Annotated in this window: 22 protein-coding genes and 1 rRNA gene; 9 read left to right on the forward strand and 14 right to left on the reverse strand. The window is 61.0% G+C overall.

The window, feature by feature from the left end:
* A 5S ribosomal RNA gene (rrf, locus tag ACZYR5_RS22220) occupies positions 1–102 on the forward strand; the annotation flags it as partial.
* Positions 103–274: 172 nt separating this feature from the next.
* Complete coding sequence (locus tag ACZYR5_RS22225) at positions 275–1,321, forward strand: hypothetical protein (RefSeq protein ID WP_489091890.1); 1,047 nt, start codon at positions 275–277, stop codon at positions 1,319–1,321.
* Positions 1,322–1,335: 14 nt separating this feature from the next.
* On the opposite strand, the gene ACZYR5_RS22230 is transcribed toward ACZYR5_RS22225, so the two are convergent.
* The 6 genes from ACZYR5_RS22230 to ACZYR5_RS22255 all read right to left on the reverse strand — a co-directional run bounded on the left by ACZYR5_RS22230 (position 1,336) and on the right by ACZYR5_RS22255 (position 5,895).
* On the reverse strand, positions 1,336–1,884 hold the full coding sequence (locus tag ACZYR5_RS22230) for a PqiC family protein (protein WP_489091889.1): 549 nt from the start codon (positions 1,882–1,884) through the stop codon (positions 1,336–1,338).
* Positions 1,885–1,900: 16 nt separating this feature from the next.
* Positions 1,901–3,556 carry a PqiB family protein gene (locus tag ACZYR5_RS22235; protein WP_489091888.1) on the reverse strand — a complete coding sequence of 552 codons (1,656 nt, stop codon included), beginning with the start codon at positions 3,554–3,556 and terminating at the stop codon, positions 1,901–1,903.
* A complete protein-coding gene (locus ACZYR5_RS22240; RefSeq protein WP_489091887.1) occupies positions 3,537–4,181 on the reverse strand; it encodes a paraquat-inducible protein A in 645 nt (214 codons plus the stop codon). The genes ACZYR5_RS22235 and ACZYR5_RS22240 overlap by 20 nt, the downstream gene beginning before the upstream one ends.
* Positions 4,178–4,774, reverse strand: coding sequence for a paraquat-inducible protein A (locus tag ACZYR5_RS22245; RefSeq protein ID WP_489091886.1), 597 nt, complete (start codon positions 4,772–4,774; stop codon positions 4,178–4,180). The genes ACZYR5_RS22240 and ACZYR5_RS22245 overlap by 4 nt, the downstream gene beginning before the upstream one ends.
* Before the next feature lie 162 nt (positions 4,775–4,936).
* Positions 4,937–5,371 (reverse strand): CBS domain-containing protein, encoded by a 435-nt coding sequence (locus ACZYR5_RS22250; protein WP_489091885.1) that lies wholly within the window; start codon positions 5,369–5,371, stop codon positions 4,937–4,939.
* A gap of 194 nt (positions 5,372–5,565) precedes the next feature.
* Positions 5,566–5,895, reverse strand: a complete 330-nt coding sequence (locus tag ACZYR5_RS22255) for a hypothetical protein (protein WP_489091884.1) — start codon at positions 5,893–5,895, stop codon at positions 5,566–5,568.
* Between the two features lie 600 nt (positions 5,896–6,495).
* On the opposite strand from ACZYR5_RS22255, the gene ACZYR5_RS22260 reads away from it, so the two are divergent.
* Positions 6,496–8,859: a DNA polymerase II gene (locus tag ACZYR5_RS22260; protein WP_489091883.1), complete on the forward strand. Its 2,364-nt coding sequence runs from the start codon at positions 6,496–6,498 to the stop codon at positions 8,857–8,859.
* Positions 8,860–9,045: 186 nt separating this feature from the next.
* Here the strand turns inward: ACZYR5_RS22260 and ACZYR5_RS22265 are convergent, their stop codons facing one another.
* The 5 genes from ACZYR5_RS22265 to ACZYR5_RS22285 form a co-directional block, all read right to left on the reverse strand.
* Positions 9,046–10,143 (reverse strand): polyamine ABC transporter substrate-binding protein, encoded by a 1,098-nt coding sequence (locus ACZYR5_RS22265; RefSeq protein ID WP_489091882.1) that lies wholly within the window; start codon positions 10,141–10,143, stop codon positions 9,046–9,048.
* A 166-nt stretch (positions 10,144–10,309) separates the two neighbouring features.
* Entirely contained in the window at positions 10,310–11,176 is an 867-nt protein-coding gene (locus tag ACZYR5_RS22270; protein ID WP_489091881.1) for an ABC transporter permease subunit, read from the reverse strand.
* A complete protein-coding gene (locus ACZYR5_RS22275) occupies positions 11,173–12,054 on the reverse strand; it encodes an ABC transporter permease subunit (protein WP_177433257.1) in 882 nt (293 codons plus the stop codon). The genes ACZYR5_RS22270 and ACZYR5_RS22275 overlap by 4 nt, the downstream gene beginning before the upstream one ends.
* 29 nt (positions 12,055–12,083) lie before the next feature.
* Positions 12,084–13,226, reverse strand: a complete 1,143-nt coding sequence (gene potA, locus ACZYR5_RS22280) for a polyamine ABC transporter ATP-binding protein (RefSeq protein ID WP_489091880.1) — start codon at positions 13,224–13,226, stop codon at positions 12,084–12,086.
* 335 nt (positions 13,227–13,561) lie between these two features.
* Entirely contained in the window at positions 13,562–14,323 is a 762-nt protein-coding gene (locus tag ACZYR5_RS22285; protein WP_489091879.1) for a gamma-glutamyl-gamma-aminobutyrate hydrolase family protein, read from the reverse strand.
* 281 nt (positions 14,324–14,604) lie between these two features.
* Between ACZYR5_RS22285 and ACZYR5_RS22290 the strand changes: the two genes are divergently transcribed.
* From ACZYR5_RS22290 to ACZYR5_RS22305, 4 genes are all read left to right on the forward strand, one after another.
* On the forward strand, positions 14,605–15,981 hold the full coding sequence (locus ACZYR5_RS22290) for a glutamine synthetase family protein (RefSeq protein ID WP_489091878.1): 1,377 nt from the start codon (positions 14,605–14,607) through the stop codon (positions 15,979–15,981).
* 194 nt (positions 15,982–16,175) lie between these two features.
* Positions 16,176–17,666 (forward strand): aldehyde dehydrogenase, encoded by a 1,491-nt coding sequence (locus ACZYR5_RS22295; RefSeq protein ID WP_489091877.1) that lies wholly within the window; start codon positions 16,176–16,178, stop codon positions 17,664–17,666.
* 53 nt (positions 17,667–17,719) lie between these two features.
* Complete coding sequence (locus ACZYR5_RS22300) at positions 17,720–19,003, forward strand: NAD(P)/FAD-dependent oxidoreductase (protein ID WP_489091898.1); 1,284 nt, start codon at positions 17,720–17,722, stop codon at positions 19,001–19,003.
* A 223-nt stretch (positions 19,004–19,226) separates the two neighbouring features.
* Entirely contained in the window at positions 19,227–19,775 is a 549-nt protein-coding gene (locus ACZYR5_RS22305) for a cupin domain-containing protein (protein ID WP_027618083.1), read from the forward strand.
* A 27-nt stretch (positions 19,776–19,802) separates the two neighbouring features.
* On the opposite strand, the gene ACZYR5_RS22310 is transcribed toward ACZYR5_RS22305, so the two are convergent.
* Both ACZYR5_RS22310 and ACZYR5_RS22315 read right to left on the reverse strand, forming a co-directional pair.
* Positions 19,803–20,012, reverse strand: coding sequence for a PLD nuclease N-terminal domain-containing protein (locus ACZYR5_RS22310; protein ID WP_489091876.1), 210 nt, complete (start codon positions 20,010–20,012; stop codon positions 19,803–19,805).
* A gap of 208 nt (positions 20,013–20,220) precedes the next feature.
* A complete protein-coding gene (locus ACZYR5_RS22315) occupies positions 20,221–20,526 on the reverse strand; it encodes a DUF2388 domain-containing protein (protein WP_489091875.1) in 306 nt (101 codons plus the stop codon).
* Between the two features lie 201 nt (positions 20,527–20,727).
* Between ACZYR5_RS22315 and ACZYR5_RS22320 the strand changes: the two genes are divergently transcribed.
* Complete coding sequence (locus ACZYR5_RS22320) at positions 20,728–21,252, forward strand: DUF3087 domain-containing protein (RefSeq protein WP_489091874.1); 525 nt, start codon at positions 20,728–20,730, stop codon at positions 21,250–21,252.
* Between the two features lie 45 nt (positions 21,253–21,297).
* On the forward strand, positions 21,298–21,981 hold the full coding sequence (locus ACZYR5_RS22325; RefSeq protein ID WP_489091873.1) for a GNAT family N-acetyltransferase: 684 nt from the start codon (positions 21,298–21,300) through the stop codon (positions 21,979–21,981).
* On the opposite strand, the gene ACZYR5_RS22330 is transcribed toward ACZYR5_RS22325, so the two are convergent.
* On the reverse strand, positions 21,978–23,804 hold the full coding sequence (locus ACZYR5_RS22330) for a glycoside hydrolase family 15 protein (RefSeq protein ID WP_489091872.1): 1,827 nt from the start codon (positions 23,802–23,804) through the stop codon (positions 21,978–21,980). The genes ACZYR5_RS22325 and ACZYR5_RS22330 overlap by 4 nt on opposite strands.
* Between the last annotated feature and the right edge of the window lie 3 nt (positions 23,805–23,807).

Below are 23,807 nucleotides of genomic sequence, written 5' to 3' on the forward strand. Positions count from 1 at the left end.
AGCATTGGAACCACCTGATCCCATCCCGAACTCAGCAGTGAAACGATGCATCGCCGATGGTAGTGTGGGGTTTCCCCATGTGAGAGTAGGTCATCGTCAAGATTAAATTCCGAAACCCCTATCTGCGACTGCAGGTAGGGGTTTTGTTTTTGCGCGCGAAAAAGCCCTCCTTTCCCCACCTATACTCCAGGGACCGTCTTCGAAACTGCCAGGCGTCCCATCCGGGTTGATGCGTGGCATCGGCTGCCGTATCGATTCTGGAGGGCCTGCGATCTTGAGTCTGCGCGTCCTGTTGATGGTTCTGCTTGTGATCCTCGGTGGATGCTCCTCGGCGCGTCGCAATGAGCCGATGGCGCCCATCGTGATCAGCGAGGCGACCTGGCAGCAGATTGATCAAGACATTCAGGCCGCTTCCGCGTCCTCCAGGGAAACTGTCAGGACCTACACCCGCAAGGCCATGGAGCGCTGGCGTGAACAGGTTTTCCAACGCACCGAGACCGACTTCATTCCCTGGTTTACCGGCTACTGGACGCAACAGTGGCTGGGGGTAAAGGTCGGCTGGTACAAGATGAGCGCCAAAGGCGAGACGGATACGGTGGTCAACCGGTTGGCGGTGTACCTGCAGGAGCAATATCACGAACGGGTGTTGGACCCCGTCGCGAAAGTGACGGATCCGAACGTGATCATGGGCGATGCGGTGACCTTGTACCTGCAGATGCTCAGAGCCCATTTGCTGGAAATCCAGCAGCACTACTCAGTCCCCCAGAATCAGTTTGACCAGCGCCTCAACCTGATTCCGGCCATCACTCTCGCACCACCGCCGGCGCGCAACGCCTCGCTCTACCAGATCGTGCATGCCGAACCTGTCAACCGCCTGCCCGCCTATCTGGCGTTGGTCGAACAGGTGCGCAGTTCCAATAGCGGTGCCGGTGCCGGCTTGTCGGACGCGGGAATCTCCTCAGTGGCAAAACGTGCCAGTGAGCGGCTGGAAGCGCAGATTGCCTCGCGCAGTGTGGCCAGCGCGGTTGCCGCGGCCGTCGGGCGGGTCGCCGGCGCAGTGATTTCAGTGGTGTCGCTGGGCATTGGCGCCATGTCCAACGAAAGCGACCGGCCCGAAGCCCAGACGCAAATGCGCAAGAGCCTGAATGCGGCCTTCGACAAGGCGTGGCTGGGCTTGATGGAGAATGAAACCAATGGCGTGATGGCCGGCGTCAATTACATCAGCGGACAAATTGCCGGTGGACTTGCAGCCAGCGTGCCGGTCGAGCCCAAACCCAATGAAGTGTTCAGTCCGGACACGACCGACAGCGGCGTTGAATGAGCAACCCAGCTCAATCAAGGACAGCGCGTACTACTCGCCGCCTGGCGGATGGCGGCGGCCAGGCGTTTGACGTTGTTCTGATGTGCCACCACCAGATCATCGATGGTCGGGCCTGCCGGGGTCTGCACCGTGGTTCGGCACGTCAGGGCGCTCGCGTCGCTGCCTGTGGTGACGGCATTGCGCAATCGCCATTGCGCATCCACCAGCGCGTACTGTCCGGGAACCGTGTCAAAGCGCTGCACCTCGACCCGTAGCAACCACTTGCGGCCATTACCTGTGCTCGACAGTTGATCGACCAGCGCACTTTGTAGTTCTTCCGACAGACTCGCTCCCCACCATTCGGTTTCCAGAATCGCCAGGCCGCTGCTGCCTTCGCGAATCACCATTTGCGGGCGATCGACCTGGGGCGGCACGCTGACCGACTCGAATTGGATGTTCGCCCCGCCTTGGGCATCAGCCGCCGGTTGGGCGGGGATCAGGGTGTGATAGTGAATCGGATCGCTGCGACAGGCTGCGAGCAACAACAGGGCACCGACTAATGACACTTTCAACGGCAAAGACATGGACCTGCTCCTGTGGTCAGCGACGCGAAGACGGTTGCAGATTTTTCGGCGAGGCGTCGTCCGGACGGCCACGCAACAAGGATTCCGGATTCCGGCTCAGGTAATCCGACAACTCACGCAGAGAGCGCGACATACGCCCCAGTTCGTCCAGGGTTTCGGTCAACTGCTCGCGTTGTGGCGAACCTTCGGCGAGGGTCGAGTTGGCCGACTGCAGGGTTTTGCTGACATCTTCCAGGGTGCTCTGTACACCCGGCAGGGTCTGGCCGCTGAACTGTTTGATGCCCTTGCGCATTTCCGTCAGGTTGCTGTCGAGGTTGTTGGCAATTCGTTCGATCGGCAGTTTGTTGATCTTCTCGATCATCGCCTGGAACTGCGCCTGCAACAGTTCGAGGCTGGCTGGTATGGTTGGAATCATCACCGGACGGGCATTGGCATCGAACACCACTTTTGGCGCCTTGGGCACGAATTCCAGGGCGATATACAGCTGGCCGGTCAGCAGGTTGCCACTGCGCGCCTGGGCCCGCAGGCCGTTCTCGATAAAAGTGCCGATCAGGCGGATGCCGGCCTGCTCGTCCTCGGGGTTGTGATTGAGTGCCGCGAGCATTTTCAGATGGGCCTGGCCGAGGCGTTGAGGGTAAATCACGATGCCGACGTTGATCGGGAAGGTGCGGGTTTTTTCGTCGAAGTCCAGGTTGATCGCCACCACTTTACCGATTTCCAACCCCTGGAACTCCACCGGCGCATCCACCTTGAGACCGCGCAAGGCCTGGTCGAAGCGCAGCGCCAGATACTGTGGCTTGCCATTCGGCGGGGCGAGGGCGGTCACCTGGTCCTCAAACAGTTCGAAGTTCCGGTCTTCGCTGGCGGGCTTGTCACCCGGGCTATAGGCGGGCGCGCGGAAGGTGATTCCACCGAGCAGCAGAGCCGAGAGGGATTCGGTCTTGACCGCAAAACCATTGGCGCCGACGTCGATGTCCAGGCCACTGGCGTTCCAGAAGCGGGTATTTTCGGTGACGTAGGCATCGTTCGGCGAGGTCACGAACACCTCGATGTTCACCCCTTTGCCATCGGCATCCAGGGCGTAGGCGACCACCTGGCCAACCGGAATCTTGCGGTAGTACACCGGCGAGCCGATATCCAGTGAGCCAAGGTCTTCAGCGTGCAACATGAAGCGCTTGCCGGGTTCGCCATAGGTGATCGGCGGAGGGGCTTCCAGACCGATAAAGTGTTTTGCGCGATCATTCGACTGGCCGGCATCGGCACCGATAAAGTCGCCCGACAGCAGGGTATCGATCCCCGAGACACCGCCCGCGCCGATCCGCGGGCGCACCACCCAGAACTGCGAGTCCTTGCGGGTGAAGGATTCAGCGGTTTTCGACAGTTTCACTGTGGCGTTGACGCTCTTCTGGTCATTGCTCAGCTCGACCTCCGAGACGTGACCAATCACCACGTTACGGTACTTGACCTCGGTCTTGTTCGCCGTGAGGCCCTGGCCGGTCTTGAAGTTGAGGACAATCTCCGGCCCCTGCTGCATCACGTTATGGATCACCAGGGAAATGCCCACCAGCACTGCCACGATCGGTACGATCCAGACCAGCGAAACACTCCAGCGACGGGTCTTGATCCTGGCTGACCCCGGCTGCGGCTGCCCCTCAGTGACTCGCGATTCCATCCATGACCTCCTCTGATTGACGGTTATCCCAGATCAGCCGTGGGTCGAAGCTCATGGCTGAAAGCATGGTGAACACCACCACCATGCCAAAGAAAAGAATGCCGGCGCGTGGCTCGATATCGCCGAGCGCCTGGAATTTAACGAGTGCGGCCACCAGTGCCACGACAATCACGTCGAGCATCGACCAGTAGCCGATCAGTTCGACAAAACGGTACAGCTTGGAGCGCTCCTTGCGCGCCCACAAACTGCCCCGTTGCGCGGTGATCAGCAGCAGACTGAGGGCGACGAATTTGACCCCGGGTACGGCGATACTGGCGATGAAAATAATCAGCGCAATGTCCCAGGCGCCGTGCTCCCAGAACTCCAGCACCCCGCCAATGATGGTGCTGTCGGAGCCGCTGCCGAGCATGCTGGTATTCATCACCGGCAGCAGGTTGGCCGGAATATAGAACACCAGTGCCGCCAACAGGTAGGCCCAGGTCCGGGTCAGCGAGTCGCTCTTGCGCCGGTGCAGGGGCGCTCCACAGCGCTCGCACTCATGGGGCTCGCCGGTCATGTCACACGCCAGGCCACAGCTGTGACACAGGCACAGATTCAGGTCGCGTGCTTCAGGAAGATCGTTCATAGGATGTCCCACAACTCACGCACGTCGCGTCCGGCAATGCGGATCAGCAGCAGGCTGAGGACCGCCAGGGCAAACAGGCCGATACCGGGAATCACATCGAGTAGCCCGGCGAGCTTGAACACTGCGACCATCGCGCCGAGCAGGCAGACTTCGAGCATGCTCCAGGGACGCAGGGTTTCCAGCCAGCGCATGCACAGTTTGAACGCCGGTGATCGACGCGATGCCAAGGCGAAACTCAGGACCCAGATCAGCAGTAACAGTTGGAATGCCGGGGCAATGATGATGGAGATGGCTGCCACCAGGGCAATGAACAGGATCGGCCCGTCACTCAAGGCCACCACCGAGTCCCAGAGGGTTGCGCTGTTTTTCAGGCCCTTGAGGCTGATGCTCATGACCGGGTAGAAGTTGGCGAATATCCACAGCACCCCGGCCGTCAGGGTCAGCGCCAGGCGTTGCTGCACGGTCAAGCCGTTGTAGCGCTGCAGCACACCACCGCAACGCTGACAAACAGCAGTCTGGTGTTTGGCGAGCATGGCTTTTTCATACACGCCATCGCAGTGCTCACAGATGATCAGTTGGTCAGTCCTGGCCATGGTTAGCACTCAAGGGGAGACAGAACACTTCAGGGAGTTAAATGAATATAGAAGTGCCTCGCGATAGAGCAAATATAAAGTGACGAGGATTGCGTGGGCGCCAATAAAAAAACTGCGCGCCTCCCTGCAGGCAGGCGCGCAGTTCGTGGAGCCGGGAGAAAGTTATTCGCCGCGGATGTACTGTTCCAGTTGCTTGATCAACTCGGCCTGCTCGGAGATGGACTCCTTGACCAGGTCGCCAATCGACAGCAGCCCCAGCAGCACCCCGTCTTCGACCACGGGCAGGTGGCGCAGGTGTTTGTCGGTCATGATGTTCATGCAGGTCTGCACGTTCTGATGGGAATCAACGGTAATTACCGGCGAGTTCATGATCTCTTTGACTGGCGTCGCCATCGACGAGCGGCCCTTCAGCACCAGTTTTCGCGCGTAGTCCCGCTCGCTGATGATGCCAGCAATTTGACCTTCTTCCAGCACCGGCAAAGCCCCCACGTTTTCCTTCGCCATCAACAGCAGCGCCTCGAACACCGTCTGATGGGAATCGATGGTATGAACCTTTTGCTCGGTTTTCAGCTTGAGCAGTTGCGCGACGGTTTTCATGGAGGAGCCTCTGCAGTGTTGTCATTATTGGCAGGCGCCAGGCGCCCGGACATGAGTACAGCATCCTCGACGCCAGCCCGGGGAGCAAGTAGGCAAAGCGGCGTCAAGCGCATTCGATAACGTCACCGACAAGTCGGCGCCCACAAAAAAGCCGCTGATCACCCGTAAGGTCATCAGCGGCTGTGCGAGGCAACTCAGCAGTAGCGGTCGATGACACGTACTTCAGGCTTGGCCTGCAGGTTCTGCCATTCCTGGGTCAGGGTCGCCAGGACCCGGCCAACAAAGTCTCTGTCGGCGGCGGCTTTTTTACCGACATAACCCTGGCCGCGGCGGAACATCTTCATCCGGGCACGCAACTCACGGTTGTTCTTTTCGAAATCGTCTTCATGGGCGTGGGGCGACAGGCAGTCGATGTGTACCTGGCCAGACTCGGCAACCCACAGGATATGACTGTCGTGGGTGTCTTTCTGAGCGGCGATGATACGAGCCAGTTGATCGATAGTCGGTTGGTTGTTCAGATTCATGTTAAAGCCCCTTGACCAATGTTTGATCTGTCTAGTTGATTCGCACGTTCACTTCTCTAATTCGGTAAGTTGATATCTGGTACCGAAACCAGGGCGACAGTGGTTGTCTGCCGAATATCGGCAGGGCCTTGGATGGATGCATGTAGTCTTGCCGAGAAACTGCTACGCACTTGCGGCACAGCGGGGAGAAACAGCGATTGCCTGGAAGTTGCTACCGACTCTTGCCAGCTCGGCCACAAGCATCTTGAGGATTGATCGCCGGCGTTTCTCGCCCGAGTAGTGGACGCCCATGCCAGGTCAGCTTCATCAATCTGCCTTGTGGGCAGTACACATCCGGGAACAGCTCGGCGGTCAGTCGAGCCTTTGTCACAACACTTTTGCCTGAACTCCCGATCGGGGAGATGGCTGCATCATGCAAGGTGGAAAACCGCTCGTCAACGGTTTTGTAGTGAAATATTTCATTCACTACAAAAATAGCTACAGCCCGTGACGAAGCGGATTTCACCTTGTCCTACAATCCCTTGCGCAAGACATGCGAAGGCAACCTGATGCCTCAATGACAGGTAGAATCACCCTGAGATCATCTTCGAGGTAGCAGTGGTGGATTCACAGCAGGGCTTTGTCCTGACCCGGCATTGGCGCGACACCCCGGCCGGCACGCTGGTCGAGTTCTGGCTGGCTACCGATACCGGGCCCCGGCGCGTGCGCCTGCCCGTGCAACCGTCGGTGGCGTTCATTCCCGAACGCTTTCGTGAACAAACCGAGGCGCTGCTGGGCGAAGAGACGGGTGTCGAACTGCGTCCGCTGGGGCTGCAGGACTTCCAGCATCGCCCGGTGTTCGGTCTCTATTGTCAGCAGCACCGGCAGTTGATGCATTTGGAAGGCGTACTGCGTCGCGCCGGTATCGACATCTTCGAAGCGGACATCCGCCCACCCGAGCGCTACCTGATGGAGCGGTTCATCACCGCCCCCGTGACTTTTCGCGGTACCCCCGACGCCGAGGGCGTGCTGGTCGATGCCCACCTCAAGCCGGCTCCCGACTATCGTCCGCGCCTGAAACTGGTCTCGCTGGACATCGAGACCACCGAGCAGGGCGAGTTGTATTCGATTGCCCTCGAAGGCTACGGCCAGCGCCAGGTGTACATGCTCGGCGCGGCCAATGGCGATGACCAGGACGTGGACTTCGACCTGGAGTATTGCGACTCCCGCGCCGCGCTGCTGAAAAAACTCAACCAGTGGTTCGCCGAGCACGACCCGGACGCGATCATCGGCTGGAACCTGGTGCAGTTCGACCTGCGGGTGCTGCACGAGCATGCCCGTCGCCTGGCGGTGCCCTTGCGTCTGGGGCGTGGGGCGGAGGAAATGCAGTGGCGTGAACATGGTTCGGGCAACAACCACTATTTTGCTTCAGCGGCCGGCCGGCTGATTATCGATGGCATTGAATCGCTGCGTTCGGCCACCTGGAGTTTCCCTTCGTTCAGCCTCGAGAACGTCGCGCAAACCCTGCTGGGTGAAGGCAAGTCGATCGACAATCCGTACCAGCGCATGGACGAAATCAACCGCATGTTCGCCGAGGACAAGCCGGCCCTGGCGCGCTACAACCTCAAGGACTGCGAGCTGGTCACGCGGATTTTCGCCAAGACCCAACTGCTGACCTTCCTGCTTGAGCGCGCCAGCGTCACTGGTTTGCCGGCCGATCGCAGCGGCGGCTCGGTGGCAGCGTTCACTCACCTGTACATGCCGCTGATGCATCGCCAGGGTTTCGTCGCGCCGAACCAGGGCGAACGTCCGCCCCAGGCCAGCCCCGGCGGCTTCGTCATGGACTCGAAGCCGGGTCTTTACGAGTCGGTGCTGGTACTCGATTACAAGAGCCTGTACCCCTCGATCATCCGCACCTTTCTCATCGATCCCGTAGGTCTGATAGAGGGCCTGCGCCATCCCACCGACAGCGACTCGGTGCCAGGTTTTCGCGGCGCGCGTTTCTCCCGCAGCCGGCATTGCCTGCCGGCGATCGTCGCCCGGGTTTCCGAAGGTCGGGAAGTCGCCAAGCGCGAGCACAACGCGCCGTTGTCCCAGGCGCTGAAAATCATCATGAACGCGTTTTACGGCGTACTCGGCTCCAGCGGCTGCCGGTTCTTCGATACCCGCCTGGCGTCATCGATCACCCTGCGCGGGCACGAAATCATGCAACGCACCCGGCAGTTGATCGAGGCCCAGGGGCATGCGGTGATCTACGGTGACACTGACTCGACCTTCGTCTGGCTACGTCGTCCCCATGGCCAGGAAGAAGCGGCGCGGATCGGCCGTGCGCTGGTGGCGCACGTCAACCAGTGGTGGCGCGAGCACCTGTTGGCCGAGTTCGGCTTGCACAGTGTGCTGGAGCTGCAATACGAAACCCATTTCCGCCGCTTCCTGATGCCGACCATCCGCGGTGCCGAGGAGGGCAGCAAGAAACGCTACGCCGGCCTGGTGATGCGCGACGATGGCCGCGAGGAGATGGTCTACAAAGGCCTGGAAACCGTGCGCACCGATTGGTCGCCACTGGCCCGGCAGTTTCAGCAGGAACTCTACCTGCGGATCTTCCATCGCCGGCCCTATCAGGACTATGTGCGCGAGTTCGTGCGCGCGACCCTGGCCGGTGAACATGACGAGTTGCTGATCTATCGCAAGCGCCTGCGTCGACGCCTGGATGACTACGAACGCAACGTGCCGCCGCATGTGCGCGCCGCGCGCATGGCCGACGAATACAACGCCCGGCAGGGGCGACCGCTGCAGTACCAGCGCGGCGGCTGGATCAGCTACCTGATCACCGTCGCCGGACCTGAGCCGTTGGAAACACGCAGTGCCGCCATCGACTACGAGCATTACCTCAGTCGTCAGCTACAGCCTGTGGCGGACGCGATCCTGCCCTTTGTCGACGACGACTTCAGCACCCTGGTCGGTGGGCAACTGGGCTTGTTCTAGAAAGCAAAAAAACGTCCCGGGGCCGCAGCCTGGCGGTTATGCAATGCACAACCGCCAGGCAACGAACCAGGGACGTTCGAATCACCGTGGCCGAGGGAGCCCGGTGATTCTCCGTTCATATTGCCGCAGCGCTGGTACGCCGCCTGAACGGTGGTGCAAACCGCGCCCCCGACGGGCGCGGCAGATTTACTTGCCGAGTTTTACCCGGGTCCAGCCGCGGGTCATGATCCTCTGCGAGGTGATCGGCACGTCCGGCACCGCGTAAAGCGTCGCCATTACTGCCTCCGGCGGATACGACCCCGGCTCGTTGCGGATTGCCTCGTCCACCAGCGGCGTTGCGGCCGAGTTGGCGTTGCTGTAGCCGACGCTGTTGGTGATCTCGGCCATGATTTCCGGACGCATCAGAAAGTTCATGAACAGGTAGGCGTTGTCGACGTTGGCCGCGTCCTTGGGAATCGCCACCATGTCATAGAAGCTGCCGGCGCCTTCCTTGGGAATGCTGTATTCGACCTTGACCTTGCCCCCGGCTTCCTGGGCGCGGGCCTTGGCTTGCAGCACATCGCCGGAGTAGCCGACGGCGACGCAGATGTTGCCGTTGGCCAGGTCGGAGATGTATTTGGACGAGTGGAAGTACGCCACCGACGGGCGAATCTTCATGAACAGGGCCTCGGCCTCGGCGATCTGCTGCTTGTCCTTGCTGTTCACCGGGTAGCCCAGGTAGTGCAGGGCGGCGGGGAGCATTTCGGTCGGCGAATCGAGAAAGCTGATGCCGCAGGCTTTGAGTTTTTCCGCATTTTCCGGCTTGAACAGCAGGTCCCAGGAATTCACCGGCGCATCGCTGCCCAGTACTTCCTTGACCTTGGCCGGGTTGTAGCCGATACCGATCGAGCCCCACATGTAGGGGAAAGCGTGGGCGTTGTCCGGGTCGCTGGCCGAGGCGTTTTTCAGCAGCACCGGGTTGAGGTTTTTCCAGTTCGACAGTTTCGACTTGTCCAGCGGCTGATAAACCCCAGCCTTGATCTGCTTGGCCAGGAAACTGTTGGACGGCACCACGATGTCATACCCGGACTTGCCGGCCAGCAGCCGCGCCTCGAGGGTTTCGTTGCTGTCGAAGACGTCGTAGGTGACGCTGACCCCAGTCTCGTCCTCGAACTTCTTGAGGGTGTCCGGGGCAATGTAATCGGACCAGTTGTACACACGCAGAACCTTGTCATTGGCCTGGGCGCCGGTGGCGATCGCGCCCAACAGGGACAGTGTCAGCAGCGTTCTGCCAAACATTTTCATCGGTACAACTCCAATTCTTTTTTATTCAGGTCACAGGGTGAAGATTTTTTTTGTAGGAGCTAGCTTGCTAGCGATGGTCGTTAACGAAGACGCGCGCATTCTGGATGAACGCGGCGTCCTCGGGTTCTTCGCGAGCAAGCTCGCTCCTACAGGTTGGGTGGTGGACTCAGGCCGTTGCGGGTTGCTGCCACGACTCATTCGCCGTCTGTTCCATGGCTTCCTGAATCGCCCGCTTACGGCTGGCTTCGGCACGGCGGCCGAAGTACCAGACGAGGAAGGTCACCAGCGACACCGCCAACAGAATCAGGCTGGCCACCGCGTTGATCTCCGGCTTCACGCCCAGGCGCACCGCCGAGAACACTTCCATCGGCAAGGTGGTCGAGCCCGGCCCGGAAACGAAGCTGGCGAGCACCAGGTCGTCCAGCGACAAGGCGAACGACATCATGCCGCCCGCGGCCAGCGAAGGCGCAATCATCGGGATGGTGATCAGGAAGAACACTTTGAACGGCTTCGCGCCTAGGTCCATGGCGGCTTCCTCGATCGACAGGTCCAGCTCGCGCAGGCGGGCGGAGACTACCACTGCCACGTAGGCGGCACAAAATGTCGTGTGGGCGATCCAGATGGTGACGATGCCACGCTCCATCGGCCAGCCGATCAATTGCGCCATGGCCACGAACAGCAAGAGCAACGACAGACCCGTGATCACTTCTGGCATTACCAGCGGAGCAGTAACCAGGCCGCCGAACAGGGTGCGACCCTTGAAGCGGGTGACCCGGGTCAGCACGAACGCGGCCAGGGTGCCCAGCGCCACGGCGGCAATCGCGGTGTAGCAGGCGATTTCCAGCGAGCGCACGACTGAACCCATCAGCTGCGAGTTATCCAGCAGGCCGGCGTACCACTTCACCGACCAGCCGCCCCACACCGTCACCAGCTTCGAGGCGTTGAACGAGTAGATCACCAGGATCAGCATCGGCAGATAGATAAACGTCAGGCCGAAGATCAACATGAACTTTGCAAATCCGAAGCGTTTCATCCCCGTGCCTCCATCTCTTTGGCCTGGCTGCGGTTGAACAGCAGAATCGGCACAATCAGGATCAACAGCATCACCACCGCCAGGGCGGACGCCACCGGCCAGTCGCGGTTATTGAAGAACTCTTGCCACAGCACGCGACCGATCATCAGCGTCTCCGGGCCACCCAGCAGTTCAGGGATGACGAACTCGCCCACCACCGGAATGAACACCAGCATGCAGCCGGCAATAATTCCGTTCTTGGCCAGCGGCACGGTGATTTTCCAGAAGCTGTTGAAGGTGCTCGAACCGAGGTCCGACGCCGCTTCCAGCAGGCTGCCGTCGTGCTTGACCAGGTTGGCGTACAGCGGCAGCACCATGAACGGCAGGTAGGCGTAGACCACGCCGATGTACACCGCGGTGTTGGTGTTGAGGATTTCGATCGGGTGATCGGTCAGCCCGCTCCACATCAGAAAACCATTGAGCAGACCGTTGTTGCTGAGGATCCCCATCCACGCATAGACGCGGATCAGGATCGCGGTCCAGGTCGGCATCATGATCAACAACAGCAGGACGTTTTGCGCTTCCTTGCTGGCCTTGGTGATCGCGTAGGCCATCGGGAAACCGATCACCAGGCACATCAGCGTACTCAGTGTCGCCACCTTCAGCGAACCGAGGTAGGCCGACAGGTACAGCTCATCCTCGCCGAGCATGGCGTAGTTGCCGATGTTCAACAGCAGCTGGAATTTCTGTTCGGCGAAGCTGTAGATCTCGGAGTAGGGCGGGATAGCCAGGGCCGCTTCGGAGAAGCTGATCTTCATCACCAGGAAAAACGGCAGCATGAAGAACAGAAACAGCCACAGGAATGGAATACCGATCACGACCTTGCGACCGCTCGGCAACAACCGCTGGAACTGCTGAGTGAGGGTATTCATGCGCGCAGTACCACGCCGCTGTCATCTTCCCACCAGACGTACACCTGATCGTCCCAGGTCGGGCGCGCGCCACGGCGTTCGGCGTTGGCCATGAACGACTGGACGATCTTGCCGCCAGGCAGTTCGACGTAGAACACCGAGTGGCCGCCGAGGTAGGCGATGTCATGCACCTTGCCGCGGGACCAGTTGTATGGGGTCTCGGGCTTTTGGGTGCTGACCAGGGTTTTTTCCGGGCGGATCGCGTAGGTGATCGACTTGTCCTGCACCGAAGTGCTGACGCCGTGGCCAACGTAGATCTTCTGCTCGAGGTCTGGGCTGTGGATGATCGCGTGACCTTCGAGGTCTTCGACCACGGTGCCGTCGAAGGCATTCACGTTGCCGATGAATTCGCAGACCATGCGGCTGACCGGCGCTTCGTAGATGTCCACCGGACTGCCGATCTGGGCGATCCAACCGAGGTGCATGATCGCGATGCGTTCGGCCATGGTCATGGCCTCTTCCTGGTCGTGGGTCACCATCACGCAGGTCACGCCGACGCGCTCGATGATCTCCACCAGTTCCAGCTGCATCTGCGAACGCAGTTTTTTATCCAGTGCGCCCATCGGTTCGTCGAGCAGCAGCAGCTTCGGCCGCTTGGCCAGGGAGCGGGCCAGCGCCACACGCTGGCGCTGGCCGCCGGATAGCTGGTGGGGGCGGCGCTTGGCGTACTGGGTCATGTGCACCAGGCGCAGCATTTCCTCGACGCGGGCATCGATTTCAGCGGCGGGCAAACGGTCCTGCTTGAGGCCGAAGGCGATGTTCTGTGCCACGGTCATGTGCGGGAACAGCGCGTAGGACTGGAACATCATGTTGATCGGCCGTTCGTACGGCGGCATGTCGGTGATGTCCACGCCGTCGAGCAGGATCCGTCCTTCGGTAGGACGCTCGAAACCGGCGAGCATGCGCAACAGGGTCGACTTGCCGGAACCGGAGCCACCGAGCAGGGCGAAGATTTCGCCCTGATGGATCTCCAGGGACACATCGTCCACCGCCGTGGTCTCGTCGAATTTCTTGGTGACGCGATCGACTTTCACCAGAACCTTTTTCGGTTGCTGGTGACCCTCAAGAGCCTTCCTGTAAGTGCTGGAGGCGTTTGCCATGTGAAACTCCCAACAGGTTTCAGTCGCCGGGCCAACGCGGCCTGACTTAATAGTTGATTGCAAACCCAGCGTTATCTGCGTCCCTTTGTGTAGGAGCTGGCTTGCCAGCGAAGGCGGCCTGACAGACAACCTATGTCGACTGTCCGGGCCTCTTCGCTGTCAAGCCAGCTCCTACGCGCGGGGTTATGCATTGGCCGGGTTTATTCGGCGCCGCCGTCCTGGCTGCCTGGTAGTGCTTGTTGTTATCGCAGGGTGTTGCTGTCACGAGCGGCAGACGCGCAAAAGCGGCCCGCCATGCTCGTGGGGGCAGTAAATCGATGGTTCGGGTTTTTAAGTCAGCGCGCGTTGCGTTGCGCGGCCCGTTGCCGGCACGCGTCACCAAAGGCCTGGAAGATTCTCAAGTAGGGAGGGTTGGCCAGGACCTGCCACTCCGGGTGCCATTGCACACCGAGGGCGAAGGCCTTGCTGTGCTCGACGGAAATCGCCTCGATCAGCCCATCGGGCGCGACGGCTTCGCTGCGCAGGCCCGGTGCCAGGCGGTCGATGCCCTGGCTGTGGATCGAATTGACCTGGAACACCGGCGGCAGGTCGAGGGCTTCGAACACACCGCCCGCCAGCACATTGACCGGGTGCGCCGGTGCGTACTGCACTGCCAGGTCGGGATGATTGGCTTCGCGGTGATCGAGGTAGCCCGGTAGTTCATGGACCTTCTGATGCAGGCTGCCACCGAACGCCACGTTCATTTCCTGGAAGCCACGGCAGATGCCCAGCACCGGAATACCGGCCGCCACCGCCGCGCGGATCAACGGCAGGGTCGTGCTGTCCCGTTGCGGGTCGTGTTCGGTGCCGGGGGCGCTGGCCGGGCCTTGATAGTGGAAGGGCTCCACATTCGACGGCGAGCCGGTCAGCAACAGACCATCGAGCTGCGGCAGCAGGTCCTCGATTTCGGTCAGTTCGGCCAGGGAAGGAATGATCACCGGCAACCCCAAAGCCGCGACGCTGACGGCACGCAAGTACTTGTCGCCGCTGACATGGTAGGGGTGCAGGCCAATCTGTTTGACGCACGCAGTAACGCCGATCAATGGCTTGAATGCCATTTTTATCACCTCGAAGTTTGACACTTGAACGAGCTTTTCCAGAGCTTAGCCTCGTTGATTTTTTTTAACAACTCTCATGTAAATAATTCTAAACGGCTTGAGGTCTGGAACCCTGATTGGCTGCGGGTTTGCTGAAGGTTATTCGACGATGAGTGGCTGCGATGACCAATAAAATCAACAAAAAACACCGATTACCCCTGCTTGACTTCACATTGCCTTTCGGATTGACTGAGCTCCAGAAAGTGCAGTGAACATAATAATTAACAGCTAATAGGTGCATCATGTCGGTCCCTCTGCGTGCCGTTCAACTCAACGAAGCAAACGCATTCCTTAAGAAACATCCTGAGGTTTTGTACGTCGACCTTCTGATTGCGGATATGAACGGTGTGGTGCGCGGCAAGCGCATCGAGCGCACCAGTCTTCATAAGGTTTACGAGAAAGGCATCAACCTGCCGGCCTCGCTGTTTGCCCTGGACATCAATGGTTCGACGGTGGAAAGCACCGGGCTGGGCCTGGATATCGGCGACGCCGACCGGATCTGCTACCCGATCCCCGGCACCCTGAGCATCGAGCCCTGGCAGAAGCGCCCGACCGCGCAACTGTTGATGACCATGCACGAAATCGAAGGCCAGCCGTTCTTCGCCGACCCACGGGAAGTGCTGGCCAACATCGTGCGCAAGTTCGATGACCTGGGCCTGACCATCTGCGCCGCGTTCGAGCTGGAGTTCTACCTGATCGACCAGGACAACGTGAACGGTCGTCCGCAATCGCCACGTTCGCCGGTGTCGGGCAAGCGTCCGATGTCGACTCAGGTGTACCTGATCGACGACCTCGACGAATACGTCGACTGCCTGCAGGACATCCTCGAAGGTGCGAAAGAGCAGGGCATTCCGGCTGACGCCATCGTCAAGGAAAGCGCCCCGGCGCAGTTCGAAGTCAACCTGCACCACGTTGCCGACCCGATCAAAGCCTGCGACTACGCGGTCCTGCTCAAGCGCCTGGTGAAAAACATCGCCTACGACCATGAGATGGACACCACCTTCATGGCCAAGCCGTACCCGGGCCAGGCGGGTAACGGTCTGCACGTGCACATCTCGATCCTTGATAAAGAAGGCAACAACATCTTCGCCAGCGAAGATCCCGAGCAGAACGCCTCGTTGCGTCACGCCATCGGTGGTGTGCTCGAGACCCTACCGGCGCAGATGGCCTTCCTCTGCCCGAACGTCAACTCCTATCGCCGTTTCGGTGCGCAGTTCTACGTACCGAACTCGCCGAGCTGGGGCATCGACAACCGCACCGTGGCGGTACGCGTGCCTACCGGTTCGGCGGATGCCGTGCGCATCGAACACCGCGTGGCCGGTGCCGACGCCAACCCGTACCTGCTGATGGCCTCGGTCCTGGCTGGCGTGCATCACGGCCTGACCAACAAGATCGAGCCGGGTGCTCCGGTCGAAGGCAACAGCTACGAGCAGAACGAGCAGAGCCTGCCGAACAACCTGCGCGACGCGTTGCGCGTGCTGGACGACAGCGACGTCATGGCCAAGTACATCGACCCGCTGTACATCGACGTGTTCGTCGCCTGCAAGGAAAGCGAGTTGGCCGAGTTCGAGAACTCCATCTCCGACCTTGAGTACAACTGGTATCTGCATACCGTTTGATCCATCGATGTCGCCTGATGCATACCCTTCGCTGGCAAGCCAGCTCCTACAAGGTTGTGTGTCGGGCGCGACATCCGTGAGCGACAACGATCAACTGTAGGAGCTGGCTTGCCAGCGAAGGCGGTCGGTCAGCCAACGCCCCTCCGTCGCCTGACACACCGATATCCAATATTCCCCTGCGTCGAGTCACAACCATGACAAACACTCGCAGCGACTGGGAACAACGCTTCCAGTCCCTAACTATCGAAAGCCGTGCCTTCATCGACGGCCAATACTGCGCAGCGGCAAGCGGCGCGACCTTTGAATGCATCAGCCCGGTCGACGGCCGCTTCCTGGCCAATGTCTCCAGCACCGACGAAGCCGACGCCAATGCCGCTGTCGCCGTCGCGCGCCAGACCTTCGAATCCGGCGTCTGGGCCAAGCTGGCTCCGGCCGAACGCAAGCGCACCCTGATCCGCTTCGCCGACCTGATCCTCGCCCACCGCGAAGAACTGGCGCTGCTGGAAACCCTGGACATGGGCAAGCCGATCAGCGACTCGATGAACGTCGACATCCCGGCAACCGCCAACGCGATCCGCTGGACCGCCGAGGCCATCGACAAAATCTACGACGAAGTCGCCGCCACTCCCCACGATCAACTGGGCCTGGTCACGCGCGAGCCGGCCGGCGTGGTCGCGGCCATCGTGCCGTGGAACTTCCCGCTGATCATGGCCAGCTGGAAATTCGCCCCGGCGTTGGCGGCGGGCAACTCGTTCATCCTCAAGCCTTCGGAAAAATCCCCGCTGACCGCGATCCGCATCGCCCAGTTGGCACTGGAAGCCGGTATTCCCAAGGGCGTGTTCAACGTCCTGCCGGGCTACGGCCACACCGTGGGCAAGGCGCTGGCGTTGCACATGGACGTCGACGTGCTGGCCTTCACCGGTTCGACGGCGATTGCCAAGCAACTGCTGATCTACGCCGGGCAGAGCAACATGAAGCGAGTCTGGCTGGAAGCCGGTGGCAAGAGCCCGCACGTGGTGTTCGCCGACGCGCCGGACCTGCGCGTCGCTGCGCAGGCTGCGGCCAGCGGTATCGCTTTCAACCAGGGCGAAGTCTGCACCGCCGGCTCGCGGCTGTTGGTGGAACGCTCGATTCGCGAGCAGTTCATTCCGTTGCTGGTCGAAGCGCTGCAAGCGTGGAAACCAGGGCACGCACTGGATCCGGCGACCACCGTCGGTGCGCTCGTCGATCAGCGTCAACTGGACAACGTGCTGCGCTACATCGAGATCGGCAAGGAGCAGGGCGCCGAGCTGATTGCCGGCGGCCGGCGCACCCTCGAAGACACCGGCGGCCTTTACGTCGAACCGGCGATTTTCGACGGTGTGAGCAACGCCATGACCATCGCCCGAGAGGAAATTTTCGGCCCGGTGCTGTCGCTGATCAGCTTCGACACCGCGGAAGAAGCCCTGGCCATCGCCAACGACAGCATCTTCGGCCTGGCCGCCGGCGTCTGGACCAGTAACCTGAGCAAGGCCCACACCTTCGCCCGTGGTCTGCGCGCCGGCAGCGTCTGGGTCAACCAGTACGACGGCGGCGACATGACCGCGCCGTTCGGCGGGTTCAAGCAGTCGGGTAACGGTCGCGACAAGTCGTTGCATGCCTTCGACAAGTACACCGAGCTCAAGGCCACCTGGATCAAGCTCTAACTATTTTCACAGCAGCGGCGGCAGGCAGCAGCGTGCCGCCGCTCGGGAATTCAATCATGCAAAAACACGTAAACAGCTACTACGCCGCGACCCGCAACGAAGTCATCGACTTTCCGGTGCTCGAAGAATTGGTCGAGTGCGACGTCTGTGTGATCGGCGCCGGTTATACCGGTCTGTCCTCGGCCCTGTTCTTGAGCGAAGCCGGCTACAGCGTCACCGTGCTGGAAGCTGCCAAGGTTGGCTACGGCGCCAGCGGGCGCAACGGCGGGCAACTGGTCAACTCCTACAGCCGCGACGTCGATGTGATCGAGCAGCGCTACGGCGAAAAGACCGCTGAAGTCCTCGGCAGCATGATCTTCGAAGGCGCGGACATCATCCGCTCGCGGATCAAGCAGTACGACATCAAGTGCGACTACAAGCCCGGTGGCATTTTCGCCGCGTTGAACAAGAAACAACTCAAGGGCCTGGCCGAGCAGAAAAACGGTTGGGAGCGCTACGGCAACCACAACCTGCGCCTGCTGGATGCGGCGGAAATCGCTAGGGAAGTCGGCACGAAAAACTATGTCGGCGGCCTGCTGGACATGCAGGGCGGACACGTCCACCCACTGAACCTGGCCTTGGGCGAAGCCGCAGCTATCCTCAGCCTCGGCGGGAAAATCTACGAACAATCGGCGGCGGTGGAAATCACCTACGGCGAGCCGATCGTGGTTCGCACGGCCAAAGGCGTGGTGCGCGCAAAGTACCTGCTGATCGCCGGTAACGCCTACCTGCCGCAAGACCTCGACAACCGCGTGACCCGCAAAAGCATGCCGTGCGGTTCGCAGATCGTGGTCACCGAGCCGTTGTCGGAGAAGGTCGCCAAAAGCCTGATCAGCAACAACTACTGCGTCGAGGACTGCAACTACCTGCTCGACTACTACCGTCTGACCGCCGACAACCGCCTGCTGTACGGTGGTGGCGTGGTCTACGGTGCGCGCGAGCCGGACGACATCGAACAGTTGATCCGGCCGAAAATCCTCAAGACCTTCCCGCAGCTCAAGGACGTGAAGATCGACTACCGCTGGACCGGCAACTTCCTGCTGACCATGTCACGCATGCCGCAATTCGGCCGTATCGAGAAAAACGCCTACTACATGCAGGGCTACAGTGGCCACGGCGTGACCTGTTCGCACCTGGCCGGCAAGCTGATCTCGGAAATGATCCGCGGCGATGCCGAGCGCTTCGACGCATTCGCCTCCCTGCCGCACATGCCGATGTTCGGCGGGCGCACCTTCCAGGCGCCGCTGACGGCGATGGGCGCGGTGTATTACGCCATGCGTGACCGTTTCGGCATCTGATAACGGCATGATCGACACAGCTCCCGAGGCGCGGCGCAATCCGCCGCGCCTCGGGGGAACCGGCATTTGCGACACCGTTTATCGAAGCTACTGAGCTGCGGGGACAAACGTGATTTAATAGCCGCCTTTCACGTCTTCGGGACAGAGGAACGGCGATTTTCGCGACATTGGTCGCCCGCCATCCACTCGCACCACCCTTAAGTTTTTCTCACATAAGGCTGTCATGGACACGGGCTCTCGACTCAAATTAGTACGCGAAAGCTACAAACTCTCCCAGCGCGAGCTGGCCCGGCGTAGCGGCGTCACCAATGCCACCATTTCCCTGATCGAGCAGAATCGGGTCAGCCCTTCCGTCAGTTCGTTGAAGAAACTGCTGGAAGGCATTCCCATGTCGTTGGCGGACTTCTTCACCTTCGACCAGCCACCCCGCGAACACCAGTACATCTTCCGCGCCAACGAGCAACCCGACCTCGGCCGCCACGGCCTGCGCCTGCTGCTGATCGGCGCCTCGGTGCCGAGCCGGCAGATGCGCCTGCTGCGCGAGCAATACGCCCCCGGCGCCAGCTCCGGAGAAGAGCCGATCGTGCATGCCGAAGGCGAGGAGTGCGGTCTGGTGACGCGAGGCACGGTGGAGCTGACCGTCGATGGCCAGGTCAGCGTGCTCAATGCCGGTGATGGCTACTACTTCCCGACGACCCTGCCGCACCGCTTCCGTAACATTGGTGCGGATGAAGCGGAAATCATCAGCGCTAACACCCCGGCGAACTTCTGAGACTGGGCTGCCCGGCAGCCCGCTACCTCAATGCCGAACCTGCGGCTCGTGGGCGATATGTTTTGGCCCCGCCACCGCCCAGAGCACCAGCCCGATCAGCGGCACAAACACAATCGCAACAATCCACACGCCCTTGTTGCTGGCCTTGCCCTGGCTCTTCACCACCCGGTTGATTGCCCACAATTCGGCGAGCAATAGCAGCGCCGCGAGGGCGATCCACAGGTATTCGATTTGCATGCTTTACCTCCTGAAAAATCTCCTGATAGTCATCGGGTTAGGGCGATGGCACTGAGGACGGTTCAATTTTTTTCAGGAGCGGGGCTTTCTGTAGGAGCGAGCCTGCTCGCGAAAAACGTCAACGATTACGCGTGCATCCTGAATGCACGCGGCGCCCTCGAGTTTTTCGCGAGCAGGCTCGCTCCTACAGGATCATTGCCCGTAACGGTTATTGCACATCAGGTTGCATCAACAACGCCTCAGCCAATTCTGCATCCGTGGCATTCAGCCCCGGATTGTCCTGGCGGATCTGCTGGAGCACCGACTCCAAATAGGCGCCGCGGATGGTGCCGCCACTGGCGACGAAGCTGGAGAGGTCATCACGGGCGGGGACCACCAGTTTGTGGTCCTTGAAGGTCGAGTACAGCGAGGCGGATACCCCGGCTGAGGTCGCGACATCGCCGGCGTCGACATCGGCCATGGCCGAACCAAGGGGCAGGGCGAGCAACATGGGAACAAGCAGTAGGCGGCGCATGGTGTGTCCTCCAAAAGCGTGAAGCCTAAAGGGTTTGCCACATACTCATATGAGGTGCGCGCAGTCCCGGGAGTTCCGCTGACTGCACGGGTGGGCGACGGACGATGCACCGCGCTGCGGATTAAACCTGTCTGTTGCGGGCCTGACGGGCGATAATGCCGGGCATTCAAGTCTTCAACTTCGCCAGAGAGCGCCGCCCTGATGTTCGAGATCAAGCCGTGGAACCCCGAAACCTTTCGCCAGCAGACGCGCCGCAGCACATTGATCATCGCCGTGACCTTCATTGCCTTGGCGATGGCCCTGTCGACCTTGGCGGTGATGGCTTTCGGTGAGCCCGGTGGCGATAACTTCCGCTTCAACCTCGGTGGCGTGATCGCGGCGCTGCTGCTCTGTGCGGCGCTGATGAAACTGAAGTTCTGGTCCCAGCCCTGGATGGCCGCCGCCGTCTACGGCTGGCAGCTCAAGCGTAGCCTGATGCGCATCACCAACGTCATGCACCAGGTCACCGATGCGGTCCAGGCCGGTAACCCAAGTGCAATGAAACTGTTGCGTTTCTACCACCTGGGGCTGACGCAAATGCACCAGCTCGATGGCAATTCCAGCGACCACAGTCAGCTGATCCGCGAGGTCGACCAACACCTGGAGCGCATGCGGGCCCAAGGCCTGGACACCGAGCAGAGCCGACTGCAGCCCGAGTGGCTGGCAGCAGTGAAAGCCAAGGCCTGAGCCCACTCACTTTTTCCCGGACCTCTTCCTCGGAACCCCAGATCGATGTTTACCCTGAGCCATTTCGACACCCCGTGCCCGGAGACGGTGACCGACCAGATCCTGCAACTGGTGGTCGACAACCTGACCGACATCAGCAGCGTCGCCTTGCCGCCGAGCAACCCGCTGTTCGCCATCTATCAATACGCGGTGGGCTACGAGGTCCACCTGTACCTGCAGGCCCTCGATGGCACCCGCGGGGTCAACGTCGAATTGATCACCGCCATGGACGCCGCAGACCCGGACAAGGTCCTCGGTTTCGTGCTGTACCTGCCGGTCAAGGACAATCCCCAGGCCTGCGGCGTGGCGTTCGTGGCGGTCGATGCCACCCAGCGCCGCCGGGGTATCGCCCGCGCCATGCTCGAGGAGTTGCGCCAGCGCTGCCCGCACATCGAACTTTGCTGCGCGGTGGCCAAGGTTCCGTACTTCGAGGCGCTGGGCTTCCAGGTGTTGGGCGCGCGCGGTACGCAGGTGCTGATGAACACCCACGAGCAGGTCACCGACGGCCTGATCGCCGTGCTGGATGTGGCGCCGATCTACCGCTCCACCGAAGTGCGGCAGATCCACAGCTACCTGCTGCAACGCAACGGCAAGCGGGCGATGGTTGATGCGGAAAAACAGCGCGATCGTCACCTCGATCAACTGACCGCCAAGGTCCAGGCCTTTTTGCAGGAACGCCAGGCACGCTAGGGCTGCCAGAACCCGTCGTCGCCACTGAGCTTGCGATCGAGAAAACACGCGGCGCTGATCAGCGCCAGGTGACTCAGCGCTTGCGGGGTGTTGCCCAGGTGGCGGGCGTGGCTGTCGAACTCCTCGGCGTACAAGCCTAACGGATTGGCGTAGCGCAGCAGCTGTTCGAACTCCAGGTGGGCCTTGTCCAGTTGCCCGGCGCGAGCCAGGCACTCGACGTACCAGAACGAGCAAGCGACGAACGCGCCTTCGGTGCCACTCAAGCCGTCGATCTGGCTGTCGTCATTGTGATAGCGGTAAACCATGCCATCGCGCACCAGGGATTTCTGGATCGCCTCCAGGGTCGACAACCAGCGTGGGTCCCGGGCGCTGACGAAACGCATCAGCGGCATCAGCAACATCGAACCGTCGAGCGCAGTGCTGCCGATGTGCTGCACGAAATGCCCGCGTTCCTCGTTCCAGAAATTGCTCCAGATGTCGGCGTAAATCGCCTGGCGCGTCTGGTCCCAGCGCGCGAATGGCGCCGGCAGCGAGCGTTTCGAAGCCAAGCGAATCGCCCGGTCCAGCGCCACCCAGCACATCAGTCGCGAATGCAGGAAGTGATGCTGCTCGCCGCGCATTTCCCAGATCCCGACGTCCTCCTGCTGCCAGGTGGCGCAGACCTGATCGACCACTTCGACCGCATGCTTCCAGCCCTCATGGGAGATCGCCTCGCCGTATTTATTGACCAGATACACCGCGTCCATCAGCTCGCCATAAATGTCCAACTGCACCTGGTCATAGGCCTGATTGCCGATGCGCACCGGCCGCGCGTTGCCATGGCCAGACAAGTGATCGAGCGCCTGTTCCGGCAGCTCCTGGCGGCCGTCGATGGCGTACAGGACGTTGAGTTTCATCGAGTGGCCCTGGCAGTCGCTGACCCGCCCGCGCAACCAGCGCATATAGGCGTTGGCCTCATCGACAAAACCCAGGCGCATGAAGGCGTAGACGGTGAACGAGGCGTCGCGGATCCAGGTGTAGCGGTAGTCCCAGTTGCGGATGCCGCCCGGGGTTTCCGGCAGGCCGAAGGTCGCGGCGGCGAGTATTGCGCCGTGCTTGCGCGAGGTCAGCAGCTTGAGTGCCAGCGCCGAGCGATTGACCCTCTCGCGCCAGCGTCCACGGTAAGTCGAGCGGCCGATCCAGTCGCGCCAGAACTTGAGCGTGCGTTGCAGGCACAGGTCACTGTTGTCGGCCTGGAAGCGCGGGTCATCAACCGCACCGAGAATGAACTCGGCGCACTGCTCCTGGTGCAGTTCAAATCGGGCGCAGGCGGCGTTGTCGGTGATCTGCAACGGCTGGCTGCTGCGCAGGCGCAGGCCGCGCAGGCCATCAGCGGCAAAACACACATCTTCGCCAGCACGCTGCGCGGTGGTCGCGGCCCGGGCATAGTCAAAACGCACCGCGCAACGCAGGTCCAGGCGGGCGCTGCCGCTGACCAGGCGCACGCGACGGATCAGTAGCGGCAAATCATCTTCGCTGTCGCCGATGGCCAGCAGGTCGGTGATTTCCACCACCGCTCGCGCGCTCAGCCAGCGAGTCAGCAGGACATTGGTGTCGGGCAGGTAGATCTGTTCGCGACGAGCGTCGGGCAGGTCCGGGGCCAGCTGGAAGATTCCGGCGTCAGGGGTGTCCAGCAGCGAACAAAAGATCGACGGGCTGTCGAATTCCGGCCAGCAGAAAAAATCCACGCTGCCCTTGTCGTTGACCAGCGCGGCACTGCGCAGGTCGCCGATGATGCCGTGGGCATCGATCGCGCTTTGGCGTTCTTGATGAGGATCGGACATGCC

This window comes from Pseudomonas sp. F007, assembly GCF_057814275.1.

Excerpts from the sequence above, each read along its gene's own strand:
- ACZYR5_RS22325 (WP_489091873.1), top strand. The coding sequence starts at position 21,298 with ATGTTTACCCTGAGCCATTTCGACACCCCGTGCCCGGAGACGGTGACC.
- ACZYR5_RS22255 (WP_489091884.1), bottom strand. The coding sequence starts at position 5,895 with ATGAATCTGAACAACCAACCGACTATCGATCAACTGGCTCGTATCATC.
- ACZYR5_RS22265 (WP_489091882.1), bottom strand. The coding sequence starts at position 10,143 with ATGAAAATGTTTGGCAGAACGCTGCTGACACTGTCCCTGTTGGGCGCG.
- ACZYR5_RS22230 (WP_489091889.1), bottom strand. The coding sequence starts at position 1,884 with ATGTCTTTGCCGTTGAAAGTGTCATTAGTCGGTGCCCTGTTGTTGCTC.
- ACZYR5_RS22270 (WP_489091881.1), bottom strand. The coding sequence starts at position 11,176 with ATGAAACGCTTCGGATTTGCAAAGTTCATGTTGATCTTCGGCCTGACG.
- ACZYR5_RS22330 (WP_489091872.1), bottom strand. The coding sequence starts at position 23,804 with ATGTCCGATCCTCATCAAGAACGCCAAAGCGCGATCGATGCCCACGGC.
- ACZYR5_RS22245 (WP_489091886.1), bottom strand. The coding sequence starts at position 4,774 with ATGGCCAGGACTGACCAACTGATCATCTGTGAGCACTGCGATGGCGTG.
- ACZYR5_RS22320 (WP_489091874.1), top strand. The coding sequence starts at position 20,728 with ATGTTCGAGATCAAGCCGTGGAACCCCGAAACCTTTCGCCAGCAGACG.
- ACZYR5_RS22310 (WP_489091876.1), bottom strand. The coding sequence starts at position 20,012 with ATGCAAATCGAATACCTGTGGATCGCCCTCGCGGCGCTGCTATTGCTC.
- ACZYR5_RS22240 (WP_489091887.1), bottom strand. The coding sequence starts at position 4,181 with ATGAACGATCTTCCTGAAGCACGCGACCTGAATCTGTGCCTGTGTCAC.
- ACZYR5_RS22235 (WP_489091888.1), bottom strand. The coding sequence starts at position 3,556 with ATGGAATCGCGAGTCACTGAGGGGCAGCCGCAGCCGGGGTCAGCCAGG.
- ACZYR5_RS22285 (WP_489091879.1), bottom strand. The coding sequence starts at position 14,323 with ATGGCATTCAAGCCATTGATCGGCGTTACTGCGTGCGTCAAACAGATT.
- potA (WP_489091880.1), bottom strand. The coding sequence starts at position 13,226 with ATGGCAAACGCCTCCAGCACTTACAGGAAGGCTCTTGAGGGTCACCAG.
- ACZYR5_RS22290 (WP_489091878.1), top strand. The coding sequence starts at position 14,605 with ATGTCGGTCCCTCTGCGTGCCGTTCAACTCAACGAAGCAAACGCATTC.
- ACZYR5_RS22305 (WP_027618083.1), top strand. The coding sequence starts at position 19,227 with ATGGACACGGGCTCTCGACTCAAATTAGTACGCGAAAGCTACAAACTC.
- ACZYR5_RS22250 (WP_489091885.1), bottom strand. The coding sequence starts at position 5,371 with ATGAAAACCGTCGCGCAACTGCTCAAGCTGAAAACCGAGCAAAAGGTT.
- ACZYR5_RS22315 (WP_489091875.1), bottom strand. The coding sequence starts at position 20,526 with ATGCGCCGCCTACTGCTTGTTCCCATGTTGCTCGCCCTGCCCCTTGGT.
- ACZYR5_RS22295 (WP_489091877.1), top strand. The coding sequence starts at position 16,176 with ATGACAAACACTCGCAGCGACTGGGAACAACGCTTCCAGTCCCTAACT.